14 protein-coding genes are annotated in these 17,000 nt (G+C 39.7%); all 14 read right to left on the bottom strand.

Features of this window, described 5'->3' with window-relative positions; translation table 11 throughout:
- Positions 1-184 precede the first annotated feature (184 nt).
- Positions 185-2,275 (bottom strand): flagellar biosynthesis protein FlhA, encoded by a 2,091-nt coding sequence (flhA, locus tag AACU98_RS11985; protein WP_004243546.1) that lies wholly within the window; start codon positions 2,273-2,275, stop codon positions 185-187.
- On the bottom strand, positions 2,268-3,416 hold the full coding sequence (flhB, locus tag AACU98_RS11980; RefSeq protein WP_004243547.1) for a flagellar biosynthesis protein FlhB: 1,149 nt from the start codon (positions 3,414-3,416) through the stop codon (positions 2,268-2,270). Before flhB ends, flhA begins: the two co-directional genes overlap by 8 nt.
- Positions 3,417-3,844: 428 nt before the next feature.
- Positions 3,845-4,501 carry a protein phosphatase CheZ gene (cheZ, locus tag AACU98_RS11975; RefSeq protein WP_161734771.1) on the bottom strand — a complete coding sequence of 219 codons (657 nt, stop codon included), beginning with the start codon at positions 4,499-4,501 and terminating at the stop codon, positions 3,845-3,847.
- Between the two features lie 9 nt (positions 4,502-4,510).
- The gene (cheY, locus tag AACU98_RS11970) at positions 4,511-4,900 is read right to left on the bottom strand and encodes a chemotaxis response regulator CheY (protein WP_004243551.1); all 390 of its coding nucleotides are present in this window, start codon (positions 4,898-4,900) and stop codon (positions 4,511-4,513) included.
- Between the two features lie 59 nt (positions 4,901-4,959).
- On the bottom strand, positions 4,960-6,012 hold the full coding sequence (locus AACU98_RS11965) for a protein-glutamate methylesterase/protein-glutamine glutaminase (RefSeq protein ID WP_004243552.1): 1,053 nt from the start codon (positions 6,010-6,012) through the stop codon (positions 4,960-4,962).
- Positions 6,005-6,895, bottom strand: coding sequence for a protein-glutamate O-methyltransferase CheR (gene cheR, locus AACU98_RS11960; RefSeq protein ID WP_004243555.1), 891 nt, complete (start codon positions 6,893-6,895; stop codon positions 6,005-6,007). The genes AACU98_RS11965 and cheR overlap by 8 nt, the downstream gene beginning before the upstream one ends.
- A 6-nt stretch (positions 6,896-6,901) precedes the next feature.
- Positions 6,902-8,548, bottom strand: a complete 1,647-nt coding sequence (locus tag AACU98_RS11955) for a methyl-accepting chemotaxis protein (RefSeq protein ID WP_004248349.1) — start codon at positions 8,546-8,548, stop codon at positions 6,902-6,904.
- 59 nt (positions 8,549-8,607) lie between these two features.
- Positions 8,608-10,314 carry a methyl-accepting chemotaxis protein gene (locus AACU98_RS11950; RefSeq protein WP_004243557.1) on the bottom strand — a complete coding sequence of 569 codons (1,707 nt, stop codon included), beginning with the start codon at positions 10,312-10,314 and terminating at the stop codon, positions 8,608-8,610.
- A 347-nt stretch (positions 10,315-10,661) separates the two neighbouring features.
- Positions 10,662-11,162, bottom strand: coding sequence for a chemotaxis protein CheW (gene cheW / locus AACU98_RS11945; protein ID WP_004243558.1), 501 nt, complete (start codon positions 11,160-11,162; stop codon positions 10,662-10,664).
- A gap of 21 nt (positions 11,163-11,183) precedes the next feature.
- The gene (cheA, locus tag AACU98_RS11940) at positions 11,184-13,403 is read right to left on the bottom strand and encodes a chemotaxis protein CheA (RefSeq protein ID WP_004248350.1); all 2,220 of its coding nucleotides are present in this window, start codon (positions 13,401-13,403) and stop codon (positions 11,184-11,186) included.
- Positions 13,404-13,438: 35 nt separating this feature from the next.
- Positions 13,439-14,488 carry a flagellar motor protein MotB gene (motB, locus tag AACU98_RS11935; protein WP_004243565.1) on the bottom strand — a complete coding sequence of 350 codons (1,050 nt, stop codon included), beginning with the start codon at positions 14,486-14,488 and terminating at the stop codon, positions 13,439-13,441.
- A 2-nt stretch (positions 14,489-14,490) separates the two neighbouring features.
- Positions 14,491-15,384 (bottom strand): flagellar motor stator protein MotA, encoded by an 894-nt coding sequence (motA, locus tag AACU98_RS11930; protein WP_004243566.1) that lies wholly within the window; start codon positions 15,382-15,384, stop codon positions 14,491-14,493.
- 134 nt (positions 15,385-15,518) lie between these two features.
- Positions 15,519-16,100 carry a flagellar transcriptional regulator FlhC gene (flhC, locus tag AACU98_RS11925; RefSeq protein ID WP_004243567.1) on the bottom strand — a complete coding sequence of 194 codons (582 nt, stop codon included), beginning with the start codon at positions 16,098-16,100 and terminating at the stop codon, positions 15,519-15,521.
- 2 nt (positions 16,101-16,102) lie between these two features.
- Positions 16,103-16,453, bottom strand: a complete 351-nt coding sequence (gene flhD, locus AACU98_RS11920) for a flagellar transcriptional regulator FlhD (protein WP_004243568.1) — start codon at positions 16,451-16,453, stop codon at positions 16,103-16,105.
- Positions 16,454-17,000 lie beyond the last annotated feature (547 nt).

The raw sequence follows: 17,000 nt of genomic DNA, 5'->3' as shown, positions 1-17,000 counted from the left end.
TCTTTCTGTTATTCTATAAGCCTCTTTATCAAAATAAATCTCACCATATCCATGTTTAATATTGCTTTTATTTAAAACATATTCTATATATAGAACAATTACTTATATTCTTCTTGTTTAAACTAAAAAAAACCACTAAATGATGATTTAGTGGTTTTAGTAGATTTTTATCAATGATTAATAATTAATGATTTTGTCCACCAATCATTGATGTCATACGAATATGACGACCTTCGCTAATTTCCATATTTGATAATACCGCTAACTGTGGCAAGCTACGGCGTAAAAAGCGTGATAACAGCGAACGTAGTGCATGGTTAACCAAGAGTACTGGCACGCCCCCTGACATCTCTTGACGACGTACCGCATCTAAGGCTTGTTGTTCAATGTTTTCAGCAAGGCCAGGCTCTAATCCCCCCCCACTTTGCATCGCTTGTAATAATAGACGCTCTAGTCCCGCATCTAATCCGATAACTTGTATCTCTTCTTTATCACCAAACCAGTGTTGTGTTATTGCCCTGCGTAATGCAACACGAACTACCGCCGTTAATTCTGCCGGATCTTTTTGCTCAGGTGCATGCTCTGCAAGTGCTTCTAATATGGTTCTCATATCGCGAATAGGCACTTGCTCTGCCAACAGGTTTTGCAATACTTTATGTAACACCGTTAATGACAGCATATCGGGGATCATATTTTCCGTCATTTTCGGTAGTTCTTTGCTTACCCTATCAAATAGCATTTGCGCTTCTTGGCGACCAAATAACTCTGATGCGTATTGGTTAAGTACATGATTAAAATGTGTTGCAATCACCGTACTTGCCGCCACAACCGTATAGCCTTGTACTTGTGCTTGCTCTCTTAAACTGTCATCAATCCATACTGCAGGTAAACCAAATGCCGGCTCTTGAGTATTATCACCTTCTAGCGTTCCGACTGCATTACCGGGGTTTATGGCCAACCAACGCCCAGGATGAGCTTCGCCATGGCCGATTTCTACCCCTTTCATTAAAATGCGGTAGGAGGAAGGTTTTACTTCCATATTATCGCGAATATGTACAACAGGAGGTAAATACCCCATTTCTTGTGCAAACTTTTTGCGAATACCACTAATTCGACCTAACAATTCACCATTTTGGCGATTGTCGACCATGGGAATAAGACGATAACCCACTTCCATTGACAGCGGATCTTCTAATTGCACATCTTCCCAAGAGGCTTCAACAACCCGATTTTGTTTTTCAACTTGTTCCAACTCTTTTTGTTGTTGCACTTGAGGACTGCTATGGCGTTTTAAGATATACCATCCTAATCCTGCTAATGCAGCCGTAAAGAAGAGGAAAACAAAGTTTGGCATACCTGGTACTAACCCCAGCAATCCTAAAACGCCCGCAGTTAGCATTAGTACACGAGGGTTATCAAAGAGTTGCGTCACCATTTGTTGACCGACATCTTCATCGGTTGCAACGCGAGTAACAATAACACCCGCCGCTGTTGATATAATCAGTGCTGGTATTTGTGCCACCAGCCCATCACCGATGGTTAATAAGGTATAAGTGCTTGCCGCATCGTTAAGTGCCATATTATGTTGTGCAACACCGACCACTAAACCACCAACGACGTTTATTACCAAGATCATTAAGCCGGCAATCGCATCCCCTCGGACGAATTTACTTGCACCATCCATAGATCCATAAAAGTCAGACTCAAGCGAGACTTCTTTACGACGTTTTTTAGCTTCTTCTTCGTTTATGATCCCAGCATTTAAATCAGCATCGATAGCCATCTGCTTACCCGGCATCCCATCTAATACAAAGCGTGCGCCTACTTCAGCAATACGCCCTGCACCTTTGGTGATAACCATAAAGTTAATCAGAATAAGAATGATAAAAACAACGATACCGATAGCAAAATTGCCACCTACGAGGAAATGACCAAAAGCTTCAACAACACGCCCTGCAGCTGCTGAACCTGTATGTCCTTCCATCAAGATAATACGTGTTGATGCAACGTTAAGCGATAAGCGTAACAATGTAGTGAACAGGAGTATTGTAGGAAAGGCAGCAAAGTCCAATGTGCGCCTAGTAAACATGGCCACTAATAGCACCATGATAGAAAGGGCAATGTTAAAGGTAAACAATAAGTCCAATAGAAAAGGTGGCAATGGCAGTACCATCATTGACAGTATAAGCAAAATAAGTACTGGCCCTGCCAGTATCTGCCACTGAGAACTTTTCCAATTTCCCGGCAAGCGGAGTAATGAGGCCAAATTAGCCATGACGATTATCTTCTCCAGCAAAGTCCAGTGCGGGAGGCACTGGCAAGTTCATAGGTTGTTTAGGTTTTAAACCACCTTCGGTTTTCCATCGTCTCAGTTGATAGACCCAAGCTAAAACTTCTGCAACAGCGGCATAGAGTGTTGCAGGAATAGCCTGTCCTATCTCACTGTGACGATATAACGCCCTAGCAAGCGGTGGCGCTTCTAGAAGCGGAATTCGATGTTCAGCACCAATTTCTTTAATTTTTAAGGCAATGGCACCCGCCCCTTTAGCAAGTACTTTTGGGGCAACCATTTTGTCGTTATATTGCAAAGCAACCGCGTAATGCGTTGGGTTAGTGACAATGACATCTGCTTTTGGCACATCTGCCATCATTCGTCGCCGCGACATCTCGTGTTGTTGTTGGCGAATACGCGCCTTTAATTGCGGATCACCCTCTTGTTGTTTAAATTCATCTTTAATTTCTTGGCGTGTCATGCGTAACTTTTTCAAATGGCTACGAATTTGAAAAATAATATCGAATGCCACCATCGGGATAAGCATAAAAACCGCAATATAGACTGCAAAAATAAGCAGTTGCATCGCATTAGCTAAAGCACTTAAAGGAGGAAGCGTGATCAAATGAAGAATATCGTTCCAGTTGTGCCATAAGAAAACCGTTGCGGCTAAGCCGACAAAGAGTGATTTTAAAATCGCTTTAAATAATTCAGCTAACGCATTCATTGAAAAAATACGTTTTAAGCCAGAAATAGGGTTCCATTTTTTCGGATCAAACTTGATAGACTTGCTACTAAAATTAATCCCCCCCAATACGGCTGAACCACCAATTGCCACTAAGACCAGGCCTAGAAACACTGGCGATAACGCAAATACAGCCTGTTTCATTAAACTGGCAAAACGGGGGATCAATAAATTCTCGTTGCCGATTATGTGGTGATTAAAAGTAAAACCTTCCGTTAACATGGCATAAAGCTCACGAGTGATAAAACGCCCACTCATCCACAGTAAACTGACGCCCCCTAAAATCATTAATACGGACGAAAGCTCTTTGGAACGAACAATTTGCCCATCCTTTTTCGCTTTTTCCCGTTTATGGGGAGTGGGTTCTTCTGTCTTTTCGAGATCGCTATCTTCAGCCACAGTCTGTCCGATTTAGATAATTAGATTAAAGCCTGAATGAAATGTCTCTTAGCATGACAAATTCAGAAGAAATTGATGGGTTGAACAATCGCAAATTTACGGGGCTTTTTGGGCTATGAAGGTATAAACAGCAAAAAAGTGTGCTACTTACACATCACCTTTGAAACAACATATTTATTTGGTGCAAATATGGAGGGTTTATCGCAAGAATAATTCTATGGTGAATATAAAGTAAAAGCGTGTATTTCTCACCATCAAACAAAAGCCGCTTAGATAAAGCGGCTTACATTTTCTTCAATAGCCTGCGCTATCAACCTGTTTTTTGGTTGTTTTTTATCCATAAAATAGAACATCCTCAAAGAGCAGAGATAGAGCGAATGCCTCCTGCAAGCCAGTTATGTCCTTATCGCCCTAAACTCACCAATAGATTAGAAACCTAAACTTTCCAGTAAATCATCAACCTGATCTTGATTCTTAATCACACCAGCATTGTTTTTATTGACTTGTGGGCCATTTAATAATGAATCACTCTCTTTTTTCGCATTGGATTTTTCAAGTTGCTCTGGTGGCAGATTTTCCATTAATACCATAACAAGTTGTTTTTCAATTTCTTGAACCACACTCATCATACGTTTAATCACTTGGCCTGTTAAATCTTGGAAATCTTGCGCCATCATAATTTCAAGTAATTGGCTATTTGTAAAAGCCGCACTTTCAGGGATATCCCGCAAATAATTGCGGGTATCCGTTACAAGAGAGCGTACATCTTTGAGATCTTCTGGATGCTCAAACCATTGATCCCAGCGTTTAGTTAACTTAGTTGCATGACTACTTAACTCATCCTGTTTTGGTTGCGCAGCTTCCACACAATTTAATGTACGCTCAGCTGCCTGAGCGGTCATTTGAGCAACATAGTCCAATCTTTCCCTTGCATCAGGAATGGCTTCTGCTGCTTCTGCTATTGCTTTATCCAATCCTAATTCTCGCAAACTGTCGCGTAACATACGCGTCAATTGTCCGATCCGACTGATAATATCTGACGTTATTTCGACATTATCTTTCGGCATAATTGGATCCCCACTCATTGCGACTCCTTAGATGCCCAGTTTTTCAAAAATTTTATTGAGTTTTTCTTCAAGAATGGCTGCAGTAAAAGGTTTAACAACATATCCACTTGCTCCTGATTGCGCAGCAGCAATAATATTTTCTTTTTTCGCTTCGGCGGTCACCATCAGAACGGGAAGCGTTGCAAGCCCTGCGTCACTACGAATATTCTTCAGCAACTCTAACCCATCCATATTGGGCATATTCCAATCGGTGATAACAAAATCATATGCCGAACTCTGTAACTTGGCTAACGCGTCAGCACCATCTTCTGCTTCTTCTACGTTCATAAATCCTAACTCCTTTAGTAAATTACGAACGATGCGGCGCATTGTTGAAAAATCATCAACCACTAAAAATCTCAGATCCTTACTTGCCATTGAAAACTCCTTCAAAATATATTGGCAAATTACTGTGTTGCTGTTTAAACTGAACTTAATCAGATACGCAATGATTGTGTTGTGCTGATTTTCATCAGCACGGCTTTACTCATTGAGCTTATACTTTTTACCTCATCTACGGCTCCCAATTCGACCGCGGAACGAGGCATCCCAAAGACGACGCAACTTGCTTCATCTTGTGCAAATGTGTAGCTACCTGCACGACGCATTGCTAATAAACCTGTAGCACCATCACTGCCCATCCCTGTTAAAATGACACCAATAGCATTACGTCCCGCATATTTAGCAACCGAATTAAATAGCACATCAACAGAAGGTCGATGCCGATTTACCGCAGGATCTTTATTTATATGGATCTGGTAATTAGCACCATTACGACGAAGCTCCATATGATAATCACCCGGTGCGATGTAGGCGTGTCCAGGTAAAACCCGTTCTCCATCTTCAGCTTCTTTCACACTGATTTGGCATAAACGGTTTAACCGCTCTGCAAATGAGTGAGTAAACCCCGCCGGCATATGTTGGGTTATTAATACTGCAGGGCTGGTAATAGGTAATGGCTCTAAAAAATGACGAATGGCCTCCGTGCCCCCTGTTGAAGCACCAACAGCGATTAACTTTTCACTCGAAATCATGGGAGTAAATGATAACGACTTAGACGGTAATGTTTTCGTTTCATGACGACTAATTCTTGCCTGAGCCGCTGCTCGGATTTTTTCTGCAATAAGTTCACTGTAGGCCAACATTCCTTCACGTAGACCTAACTGAGGTTTAGTGACAAAATCAACCGCCCCCAGTTCTAATGCTTTTAATGTCACTTCTGAACCTTTTGCCGTGAGTGATGAAACCATCACCACTGGCATAGGGCGTAAGCGCATTAATTTTTCCAAAAAATCAATACCATCCATGCGTGGCATTTCAACATCTAACGTCAATACCTGTGGATTAAACTTTTTTATTAAGTCACGAGCGACTATCGGATCTGGCGCACAATCAACGACCTCCATATCATGGTGACTATTAATTATTTCTCGCATGATCTGGCGCATTAACGCCGAATCATCAACACAGAGTACCGTTATTTTATTCATAACCTCTCCTTGCTGGTGTCAGCCCGTAAACCGTATGCCCCTGCAAGTAAAAATCCTTGCTTAGTTGGCTCACATTTTCAGAATGCCCTACAAACAGCATTCCATCGGGTTTAAGCAATGGTATAAATCGATGAAGTAAGCTTTGCTGTGTCGTTTTATCAAAATAAATCATGACATTACGACAAAAAATCGCATCAAATGGCCCTTCTAATTTCCACTGCTTGTCGAGTAAATTCAAATACTGAAAAGTGACCATTTCACTTACTTGTGGTCTAATTTTCACGTATCCGGCAAAATCACCAACACCTTTGAGAAAATATTTTTTCAAATATTCTTCGTTTAACGTTTTTAACTCTTCCAGTCGATAAACACCTTTACGGGCTTTTTCCAACACATTAGTGTCGATATCGCTGGCAATAATTTTTGTTTTATAGGGGTTATCCCCAAAAACATCGCGCAAAGTCATCGCTATTGAATAAGGCTCTTCTCCAGTAGATGCGGCAGCACACCATACTCGGTAAACTCCTCCTGCCCTGTTTTTGGCGTGTTTAGCCAAAATAGGAAAGTGATGTGCTTCCCTAAAAAATGCAGTTAAGTTTGTGGTTAACGCATTAATAAACTCTTGCCATTCAGGGTTGCATACATCACTTTTTAGAAACGCAAGATAGTCACCAAAGTTATTCATCCGTAATTCACGTAACCTTCTCGTGAGACGGTTATAAACCATTTCCCGTTTGTTGTTAGTCAGCACAATACCTGCTTTTTGATAAATCAATTGGCAGATTGATTGAAACTGATCATCGGACAACATAAACCGTTCAGAAAAAAAATCTAACGGTTGAGCAGCGATATCTGGCAATTCTTCAGTAACATTACGTTTCATTATTTTTTAATGGGTCTTTTTAAAAAATGATTTTTTATCTGCTTTCTTCAACCCATTACCTTCTAAGGAGTGAGAAGATCCGTCTTCATCCGTGTCAGGCAATTCGAATGCCGATACAGCATTAACCAGGTTGTTAGCCTGATCTTCTAATGCTGTGGCAGCAGATGCTGATTGCTCCACCAAAGCAGCGTTTTGTTGTGTCACCTGATCCATCTGACTAACAGCATCAGCAACTTGGTGAATACCTCTACTTTGTTCGTCTGAAGCCGAGGCAATTTCGGCCATTAACTCAGTGACTTTATTTACAGATGTGACAAGCTCCTCCATCGTTTGCCCCGCATCATTTACTAATCGAGATCCCTGAGAGACTCGAGACACAGACTCGTCAATAAGTGTTTTAATTTCTTTAGCCGCTTCAGCACTACGCTGAGCAAGATTACGCACCTCTCCTGCAACAACTGAGAAACCGCGTCCTTGTTCACCCGCTCGCGCCGCTTCTACCGCAGCATTAAGCGCTAAGATATTGGTTTGAAAGGCAATACCATCAATGACACTAATAATAGCGCCTATCTTTTGAGAACTTTGAGTAATAGCATCCATCATTTCGACCACACTGTGAGTAATTTCACCGCCTCGTAGTGCAGTTTCAGATGCAGATTCCGCCAACTTACTCGCTTGTAACGCGTTATCCGCATTTTGTTTAACTGTCGCCGTTAATTGCTCCATACTCGCAGCCGTCTCTTCCAAAGAAGCAGCTTGTTGTTCTGTGCGCGAGGATAAATCGGTATTACCTTTGGAAATTTCTTGAATACCCGAATACATCGCCTGACTGTTATCACGAACAATACGAATAGAGCGCGCCAACTCGCCACGCATCTCACGTAACCGTCTAAAAATGTCACCTATTTCGTCATCAGTAAAAACCAGAATTTCACGATTTAATTTGCCTGTTGCGACATCATTAAAGTAACGGCTTAAACTTGCGAAAGGTTTAATAATATTAAAACTTAACCAGCGATGAGAGGCGATTGACACCACAATTACCATGGTGATTGCGCCAATAAACATTAAAATAGCGATAGTATAAAAATGATGTCCTTGTTCTATCGAATCAGCCACTTCGTGTTGAACGTAATTCATATAGGTATTAAATGAATTTTCCATTGCAGTTTGATAGCGTTCCGTTGGTTGATCTAAAAACCCTTGAAAATCGCCTTTTTTTAACATGCCATGTAATTCAATTAGTGCACTATAAAGAACGTGATAATCATTTTTTACGGTATTAAAAATCTCTTTTTCTTCTTGTGGAATAACCTCTTGATTAATATCTGTAAGGAAATTTTGAAAATGAGTATTTGCTGTTTCCAAACGTGATAATGCGATTGATTCAATAGATTGGATATAATCTGTTGACTGTTCAGTTTTCATTCCTATCGCAACGCGATTTATTGCATTACGTGCTTGTACTAAAGATACCCAACTTAATCCTAATTCATCTCGCTTAGCAGTATCTAAATCAATTCGAGTGATCTGATTGTTGTTTAAATGAATAATTCCCAGTGAGATCCCACTGGAAATAACTTGCATCACACAAAACATCATCAGTAATAAATAGAGACTGGTGGATATCTTTAATTTACGAAACCTAAACATGCCTTCACCTCGTTATAAGCGGTAGCAAATCACTACCGCTTGTCAGCCACTTGTTGTTGTTAGAAAGTTTCCCAGTTAGCGGGATCTTCAACACTGCTGCTCTTTTTCTTTTCTGAGGTTCCTGGTTTTATAAGTGGAGCAGCGGCTTGTACTACAGGGAGTGCATCCAATTCCTTTTTCTCTAATGCTTTTTCTTCCTGACCCGGTAATTTGAAGATGGAAACTAAGCGGGTTAATGCAACTGCTTGATCTTCAAGACCCGCAGCAGCGGCGGCAGATTGTTCTACTAAAGAGGCGTTTTGCTGAGTAACACGATCCATTTCAGAAACCGCAAGACCCACTTGTGAAATTCCTCGACTTTGTTCATCCGATGCCGAGGCAATTTCCCCCATAATATCGGTAACACGTGTCACAGATTCGACAATACGAGTCATGGTTTCCCCTGCACTTTCAACTAATACCGATCCGGTTTCAGTGCGACTAACAGAGTCTTCAATCAACGTTTTTATTTCTTTAGCAGCTTCTGCACTTCTCTGTGCAAGATTACGAACTTCGCCGGCAACTACCGCAAATCCGCGACCATGCTCACCGGCTCTCGCAGCTTCAACAGCCGCATTCAACGCCAAAATATTGGTTTGAAATGCGATACCATCAATCACTGCTGTAATATCGGTGATTTTTTGAGAACTTCCGGCTATGTCGTGCATCGTTTGCACCACATTAGCCACAACTTTTCCACCTTGGCGGGCAATATCTGAGGCATCATTGGCAAGGTTACTTGCTTGGCGTGCGTTATCAGCATTTTGTTTTACTGTCGCCGTTAACTGCTCCATACTCGCAGCAGTCTCTTCTAATGAAGCAACTTGCTCCTCAGTACGTGAGGATAAATCATTATTACCTGCGGCAATTTCACTGGTGCTGTTATAGATATTCTCAGTACTTTGATAAACTCCACGAACAGTATGTATAAGCTCTTGTTGCATGTGCTTTAAGCCACTTGCTAATAAGCTCATTTCATTACGTCCATGCACCTCGATATCGGGACGTAGATCCCCTTCAGAAAATGCTTTAATATTTAATAACAATGAATTAAGTGGTCGAATTAATGCATTGCGTAGTGCAAACCAACAAATGATGAGTGCTGTAACAACAATAATGGCTAATATCACCATCGTGATAATAGAACGCTGATGAGAAGCTTCTAATGCACTATTTAATTGATTATTAAACTTCTCATTACGCATAACATAAGCAAGATACTCTTTATAAAAACCATCTTGATAAGAAGTCGTTGGTTGTTCGAAAAAATCTTTTAAGTTTTTATCTTGCAGTAAAATTTCTAACTGATTTAATGCAGAAAAATACTCAATAAAACGCCCTTTTAAATTGCGTATTTCTTCTTCTGAATGAATTTGATAAGCATTTATATGCTGTTCAAACTCTTTAAATTTATCATCGGCCCGAGACATATTTTTACGTGCCAGACCAGTTAAATATTCTACAGACAACGAGCTATCAACATTCAGATCTTTATCCTGTAACAGATAGCTTATAGCTGCACGATTGATATTGTTACGCGCTTGCAATAAGTTTGCCCAGCTTTCATCTAAACGTTCACGCTGTTTTTGTATTGTGAGAGTTTTATCCAGATCTTGTCTTGTTTCACTGAGATTTGAGTAAAAAACACCCCCGGAGATAAACTGCAAAACACCAAACAACAGAAGAATGGATAACAACCCAGTCACTATTTTCATTCGGCTAAACATGAGTTTCCCTTTTTATAATAGATGGTATGACCAAGTTATCGGCAGACTTAAGAGAAACTTTATAGGTTTTATCCTATATAGATACTATTTTCTATTTACAATAAATAAATTAAATATCAATAAGTTATATTTTAAATTCTCATTTTAAAAACCTGCTAGGCATAATGCACATTCATTTTTTAGTTAATACATTTAAAAAAAATAACTTAACTAAAATTAAAAGTACTCTTTCTGATTTAATTTCACTTAATTAATATTAAAGCCCCAAGAAATAACAAATAATTGAAAAAACTATTCCGGCAAGATAGCCGGAACAGTATTAAAGAATAAGATTAATAGGCTAAACTTTATTTAGCCATAATTGTTGCGCTATCAACTAATTCCATTTCTTCGCTATTGAGTAATTTTTCAATATCAACCAGAATTAACATTCTTTCATCTAAAGTACCCAATCCTGTTAAATATTCTGTTGACATTGTTACCGCAAATTCAGGAGCAGGACAGATTTGTTCAGGTTTTAAAGTTAATACATCAGAAACACCATCAACAACAATGCCGACAATACGGTTGAGTAAATTAACCACGATCACCACTGTGTTGTCATTATAGGTAACATTTTCTTGTGAAAACTTAATTCGTAGATCAACGATAGGTACAATAACCCCCCGTAAATTGGTCACACCTTTAATAAAACTAGGTGCATTCGCAATACGAGTGACTTGGTCATAGCCCCGAATTTCTTGTACTTTTAGAATATCAATGCCATATTCTTCGTTGCCCAACGTAAAAATTAGAAATCCTTGTCCAACAGTTTCACCGGATAATTTCTCGAAATGTTCCGCAGCCATAATCTTATTTTATCCTCACTATTAAATAACTGTATGCGCAGTTGTATTCTTTTTCTTTTCTGTCATTTGAGAATGACTTAAACGTTGTAATTCTGGAACATCAAGAATTAAAGCAACACTACCATCGCCCATGATTGTGGCAGCAGAAATACCCGGTACTTTTCGGTAATTGCTTTCTATATTTTTAACAACCACTTGATGTTGACCAACTAACTTATCGACCAATAAAGCATAACGGCGCCCTGCACTTTGTACGATAACCGCAATCGCTTGAGTAATATCGGTTTGCGCACCTTCAATATTAAAAGTACGGTGTAATTCAATAAGCGGTAAATATTCACCTCTTACTTGCAATAATTTTTCATCTCCTGCTAAAGGATAAATATCCTCCTCTTCAGGTTGTAATGAGCTAACCACTGTTCCTAATGGTAAAATAAATACTTCATCATTCACTTTTACTGACATGCCATCTAAAATGGCCAATGTGAGTGGCAGCAAGATGCGAATGCGTGTGCCTTTTCCAACTTCAAAACTAATTTGAATTTGCCCACCCATTTCTTGGATATTTCGTTTTACAACATCCATACCCACACCACGTCCAGAAACATCGGTGACAACCTCAGCGGTAGAGAAACCTGGCGCAAATATCAACATCGCAACTTCTTCATTGCTCATATTTTCAGAAACAGCTAAGCCCGATGATATCGCCTTTTTCAAAATACGCTCACGATTTAATCCTGCACCATCATCTGTCACTTCAATACAAATATTGCCACCTTGATGCTCTGCTGAAAGCGTTAATTGACCCGCCTCTGGTTTGCCCGCGGCAATGCGATCGGCAGGCATTTCAATACCATGATCAAGACTATTACGGACTAAGTGAGTTAAAGGATCGATGATTTTCTCAATTAAACTCTTATCAAGCTCAGTTGAACTACCAATCATATTTAACTCAACTTTTTTATGCATTTTGCCAGCTAAATCACGAACGACCCGCGGAAAACGACTAAAAACATATTCCATCGGCATCATACGGATAGACATCACTGACTCTTGCAGATCACGAGAGTTACGCTGTAGCTGTGCAATACAACTGAGTAGATCACTATGAATAGATGGCTCAAGCGTGTCACTATGTTGCGCTAACATAGACTGAGTGATCACCAATTCCCCGACCAAGTTAATCAGTTGGTCCACCTTTTCAACCGCAACGCGAATACTGGTTGATTCCGTTTTGGCCTGAGCAACAACAGGTTTTCGCGCAGGGGCTGGTGTCGCAGTTGGTGGCAAGGTTGTGGCAACTTTAGTCACTTCATCTGCTTGACTATTTTTATTCAACTCAGCAACGTTTTTCTCTATCGTAGCTGGCTGCTCTGTTTGAGCAGCAGGCTGGATACTTTCTGTCACAGATGAGGGTGAGTGTTCGGCTTGCTCTTGCGTTTTATCTGTAGACTTTACCTTTTCCTCAGTAGCAGCAACGTTAGCAAAGGAAATCTGTTCTGGTTCAATAACAAAACATAATACCGCACTGATATCTTCTTGAGTTGCTGTGGTTTTTAATACCGCTTCCAACCCATGGTGCTGTTTTTCAACCTGACTGACTTCACCCAGATGCTTTAATTCATCTAGCATTAAATCAATATCGGTCTCTTTTAAATCAGATAAAATAATATGATGCTGATAAAGACCGTCAGTATTTGGTGTATTAGCCGTTGCTAGCGGTTGATTTTCTTTACTAAGCTCATCGTCAGTATGATGCACTGCAGAAACAGGAGTGATGTTCTCCGTTGGGGCATTACTTTCAGCTAAAGATACTGAGTCATTCCCCTCACCTAATTGAGTTGATTGTTCCTCTTTGACTTCTAGAGCTAACTGACGCAACTTCTCACAAATATAGTTAAATGTTTCCTCGTCTGGCTCTTGTGAGTTTTTATGTGCATCCAATTGCTGTTGCATAATATCTTTCGCTTCCAGAAACAGGTTAATAATGTCATCGGTAAGTACCATTTCATGGCGTCTTGCACTATCGAGCAAGTTTTCCAGCACATGAGTGGTCTGCTGAAGTTTAACGAAGCCAAATGTTGCGGCTCCTCCTTTTATGGAGTGCGCACTACGAAAAATAGCATTTAACTGCTCTTGATCTGGATTTTGCGGATCAAGTAACAGTAAATGCTGTTCCATATCAGCTAACAACTCATCTGCTTCATCAAAAAATGTTTGATAAAACTCGGTAATATCCATCGTTACTCATTCACCTTTACGCGATTACATACAAACTAAGGAGTTGTTTCCTGTTTTGTCGTAATATTTGTCGATTGTGATGGCAAACTTTCCCCAGAAACTCCTGTTTCAACATTTTCCTTTTTTGATTCGGGAAGCTTAGATGTAGAAGAAGACACAGACGAATTCGTCTGTGTATTTTCTCCGTTTTCTTGTGGGGTTTCTTGCCCTGAAAGCAGAGGTTTAATTTCTGATGCCTCTTTTATTGCTGGTGCAACCCGCTCATTTTCATGTACAATTTTCTTTTCTTCCTGCTTAGTTAAAACTAATATACTGATCCTTCTATTCGCCGGAGCAAAACCATCCTCTTTTACTAAGTGAACAGTTGATGCCATACCTACAACCCGTAGTACTTTCCATTCTGCAAGCCCTGCACCAATAAGTTCTCGACGAGATGCATTGGCTCGATCCGTTGATAACTCCCAGTTACTGTATTTGAGTGCACCACTCGCATAAGGAATATCATCGGTATGACCTGATAAACTGATTTTATAAGGCGAGTCATTTAGTATTGGCGCTATCGCAGTTAAAATATCTTTCATATAAGGTTCAACAGTGGCACTACCAACTTTAAACATTGGCCGGCTTTCTTTATCTATAATTTGGATACGTAAGCCTTCGTCCATCATGTCGATTAATAAATGAGGTTTTAAATCTTTTAAGCGAGGATCTTGTAAAATAACTTGCTCTAAATTCTCTTTCAGTTTACGGAATTGCTGTTTTTCATTGAGCTGTTTATCTTCGACACCTTTTGGCAGTACATCACCTTCGTTATACACAGGATCACGTCCTCCCCCTGGTATCGGGTTTGTCACGTCTCCACTAACGCGGCCTTTTTCAATGGCAACTTTTAGAGGTGTGCGAAAATATTCAGCAACACGAGTTAACTCTTGAGGACTAGCGATAGAAAGTAACCACATCACCAGAAAGAAAGCCATCATGGCAGTCATAAAGTCAGCGTAAGCTATCTTCCACGCACCATGTTGTGCGTTGTGCTGTTTTTTCCCTCGCTTTTTAACTCTGATTATCTGTGAATTACTTTTCATAATTACTCTTCTTTCATTGCATCAGGATTTGCCTGCATCGGTGTCCGTACCTGACGTACATGTTCTTCCAATTCAATAAATGAAGGTCTGTCTGCCAGAAAGAGGGTCTTACGACCAAACTCAACCGCTATCTGTGGTGCATATCCATTCATGCTAGATAACAGGGTGGTCTTGATGCACTCCATCATTTTCATTTGTTGACTAGAGCGTTGTCTGATACGAGAAGCTAATGGTGAAACAAAGCCATAAGCTAATAAAATACCTAAGAAAGTACCTACCATTGCGTGACCAATAAGTGCCCCCATTTCCCCAGCAGGTCTATCGGCAGCACCTAGCGCATTAACCACCCCCATAACCGCGGCCACAATACCAAATGCGGGTAATGAATCGCCCATCGTAGAGAGCCCCGCCGCAGGTACTTCACTTTCTTCTTCAAAAGTGGCAATTTCTTCGTCCATTAGCGCTTCAATTTCATAAGGATTCATATTCCCCGTCACCATCAAACGCATATAATCAGTAATAAAACTGAGCATATAAACGTCTTTCATAATGCGAGGATATTGGGAAAAAATGTCACTTTGTTGTGGATTTTCAATATCTCTCTCTAATGCCAACATGCCGTTTTGGCGCGCTTTAGACAGCAAACGAAACATTAATGCCATTAGATCCATATACATCGCTTTATTGTAGTTAGTGTTACGAAGTAATTTCGGTAGGATTTTTACCGTTGATACGATCGCACGACCATTATTACCTACAACAAAAGCACCGATACCGGCACCAAAAATAATTAAAAATTCAGCGGGTTGATATAATGCGCCTAGATGTCCACCTACGAGGGTAAACCCTCCGAGGACAGCACAAATCACCACGATATATCCTAAGAGTACTAACACGCGATATCCCTTTAGCTAATTTCGTTATAGAGAGAATGGCGAACATAACCGCAAGGAGATAGGAGGGGAAGAGGAAACAACTCAGGTTATAGAGTCTTTAATCTATAACCTGATATTTAACTTTCAATCTCGAATCACATTGCAAACTGTTCAAGACCATCCAACAGTTGTAAGTTAATATCGGCAGGATTGGCGGAAAGTTTACGTTTTTTTATTGCCCGAGATGGAGGCTGACAAAGACTACAAACATAATTACTTGCAGGCTGATGTGCGTGTGTAATAAATGAACCATTACATTTGGTACATACAGAAAGTTGTAACATACCACTTTCAACAAAACGAACTAATGTCCATGCTCGTGTTAGTGCTAAAATAGGTTCTTGATCTTTAACGGGTGGACATTGTTCTAAATATAAACGATAGGCTTTTACAACAGCTTCAACACCTACACTCCCCCCGCTTTTTAATAAAAAGCGGTAAGCATTATAAAACATTGAAGAATGGATATTTTGTTCCCATGTCATAAACCAATCTGTTGAAAAAGGTAGCATACCTTTAGGAGGAGGGCTTCCTCTTAATTCTTTGTATAATTTAATTAAACGCCCTCGACTTAATTGCGTTTCGCTTTCAAGCATTTGTAAGCGAGCACCTAAGGTGATTAATTCCATTGCTAGGCGAATATCTTTCGCCTCTCGGACGATACTTTTCTCACTCATTGTTATGCCCGTTTCTTTGTAGCAGAGGTATCATGTTCCGATAGTTGACGGAACAAGTTAGAAGAAAGAAGGATACCAGTATGAATTTGTTGCAAATCATCCACTCTGGATTCTTTAGTGAGTTGTTCTATTGTTTCGCTGTCTTCAAACCGGAAATTACAGATTAGTTGGTTTGTTTCAGCCAACTTAACCAATTGAGGCAATGTTAGCTCTTTTAGTGCATCAGCCATAGAATCGCTGATACCCAGTCTAAACATTGCGGAAGCCTTTTCTTGGTTAATTAACCTCTGCGCCAAAAGCAAATACGATAAATTTATGTCATAAATATGCTTAAGCAATTCAACCGTACTCATCTCTTTACATCCCGTCCGATTATATTGAACAAAGAGGATCTTGTTTAAAGTAAGATCCCGAGGAAATTAATATAAATGTATATTGAATTTCCAGGCCCCATTTTATGAATATGACTCGTAGTAACACTACCTTGTATTACTTGATTACGATCATTTCAAAAAGTAGCGAGAAAAACATTTAAATTAAAAAGGATTTTAAATGCTCGCCAATATATCACGTTAAGAATAATCCTAACGAGATAACTTTACTCCTTAATGATTAAGTTATTCAACGGATAAAGTAGTCTAATTTAAATACTATGTGAGTTACATCACAAAAAGATAATCATTATTATGGAATTAGTTCATTAACTATTCAAGTAATATTAGTAATAAAACTTGCTGAGAATTAATAAGCGAATCTACCCAAATTAAAATATTAATGATAATTTTTTATTTTATACGATCTATTAAACTTATAAACCTAAAAATACAGCATAAAAAATTGACAAATCTAAAATTGAAGTTTTTTTCGATCACAGTAACATATATTGCCATAGCTCCTCCT

It is taken from the genome of Proteus sp. G4380 (assembly GCF_963885725.1).
Classification (GTDB): domain Bacteria; phylum Pseudomonadota; class Gammaproteobacteria; order Enterobacterales; family Enterobacteriaceae; genus Proteus; species Proteus mirabilis.
The sequence above is the reverse complement of the archived record's forward strand: the minus strand, read 5'-3'. Positions and strand labels throughout refer to the sequence as shown.

What these genes read in the sequence shown, in the direction of transcription:
- cheA (WP_004248350.1), bottom strand. Translation starts at nt 13,403, where the DNA reads ATGGATATTACCGAGTTTTATCAAACATTTTTTGATGAAGCAGATGAG.
- AACU98_RS11950 (WP_004243557.1), bottom strand. Translation starts at nt 10,314, where the DNA reads ATGTTTAGCCGAATGAAAATAGTGACTGGGTTGTTATCCATTCTTCTG.
- cheW (WP_004243558.1), bottom strand. Translation starts at nt 11,162, where the DNA reads ATGGCTGCGGAACATTTCGAGAAATTATCCGGTGAAACTGTTGGACAA.
- AACU98_RS11955 (WP_004248349.1), bottom strand. Translation starts at nt 8,548, where the DNA reads ATGTTTAGGTTTCGTAAATTAAAGATATCCACCAGTCTCTATTTATTA.
- flhC (WP_004243567.1), bottom strand. Translation starts at nt 16,100, where the DNA reads ATGAGTGAGAAAAGTATCGTCCGAGAGGCGAAAGATATTCGCCTAGCA.
- cheY (WP_004243551.1), bottom strand. Translation starts at nt 4,900, where the DNA reads ATGGCAAGTAAGGATCTGAGATTTTTAGTGGTTGATGATTTTTCAACA.
- cheZ (WP_161734771.1), bottom strand. Translation starts at nt 4,501, where the DNA reads ATGAGTGGGGATCCAATTATGCCGAAAGATAATGTCGAAATAACGTCA.
- motB (WP_004243565.1), bottom strand. Translation starts at nt 14,488, where the DNA reads ATGAAAAGTAATTCACAGATAATCAGAGTTAAAAAGCGAGGGAAAAAA.
- AACU98_RS11965 (WP_004243552.1), bottom strand. Translation starts at nt 6,012, where the DNA reads ATGAATAAAATAACGGTACTCTGTGTTGATGATTCGGCGTTAATGCGC.
- flhA (WP_004243546.1), bottom strand. Translation starts at nt 2,275, where the DNA reads ATGGCTAATTTGGCCTCATTACTCCGCTTGCCGGGAAATTGGAAAAGT.
- flhD (WP_004243568.1), bottom strand. Translation starts at nt 16,453, where the DNA reads ATGAGTACGGTTGAATTGCTTAAGCATATTTATGACATAAATTTATCG.
- cheR (WP_004243555.1), bottom strand. Translation starts at nt 6,895, where the DNA reads ATGAAACGTAATGTTACTGAAGAATTGCCAGATATCGCTGCTCAACCG.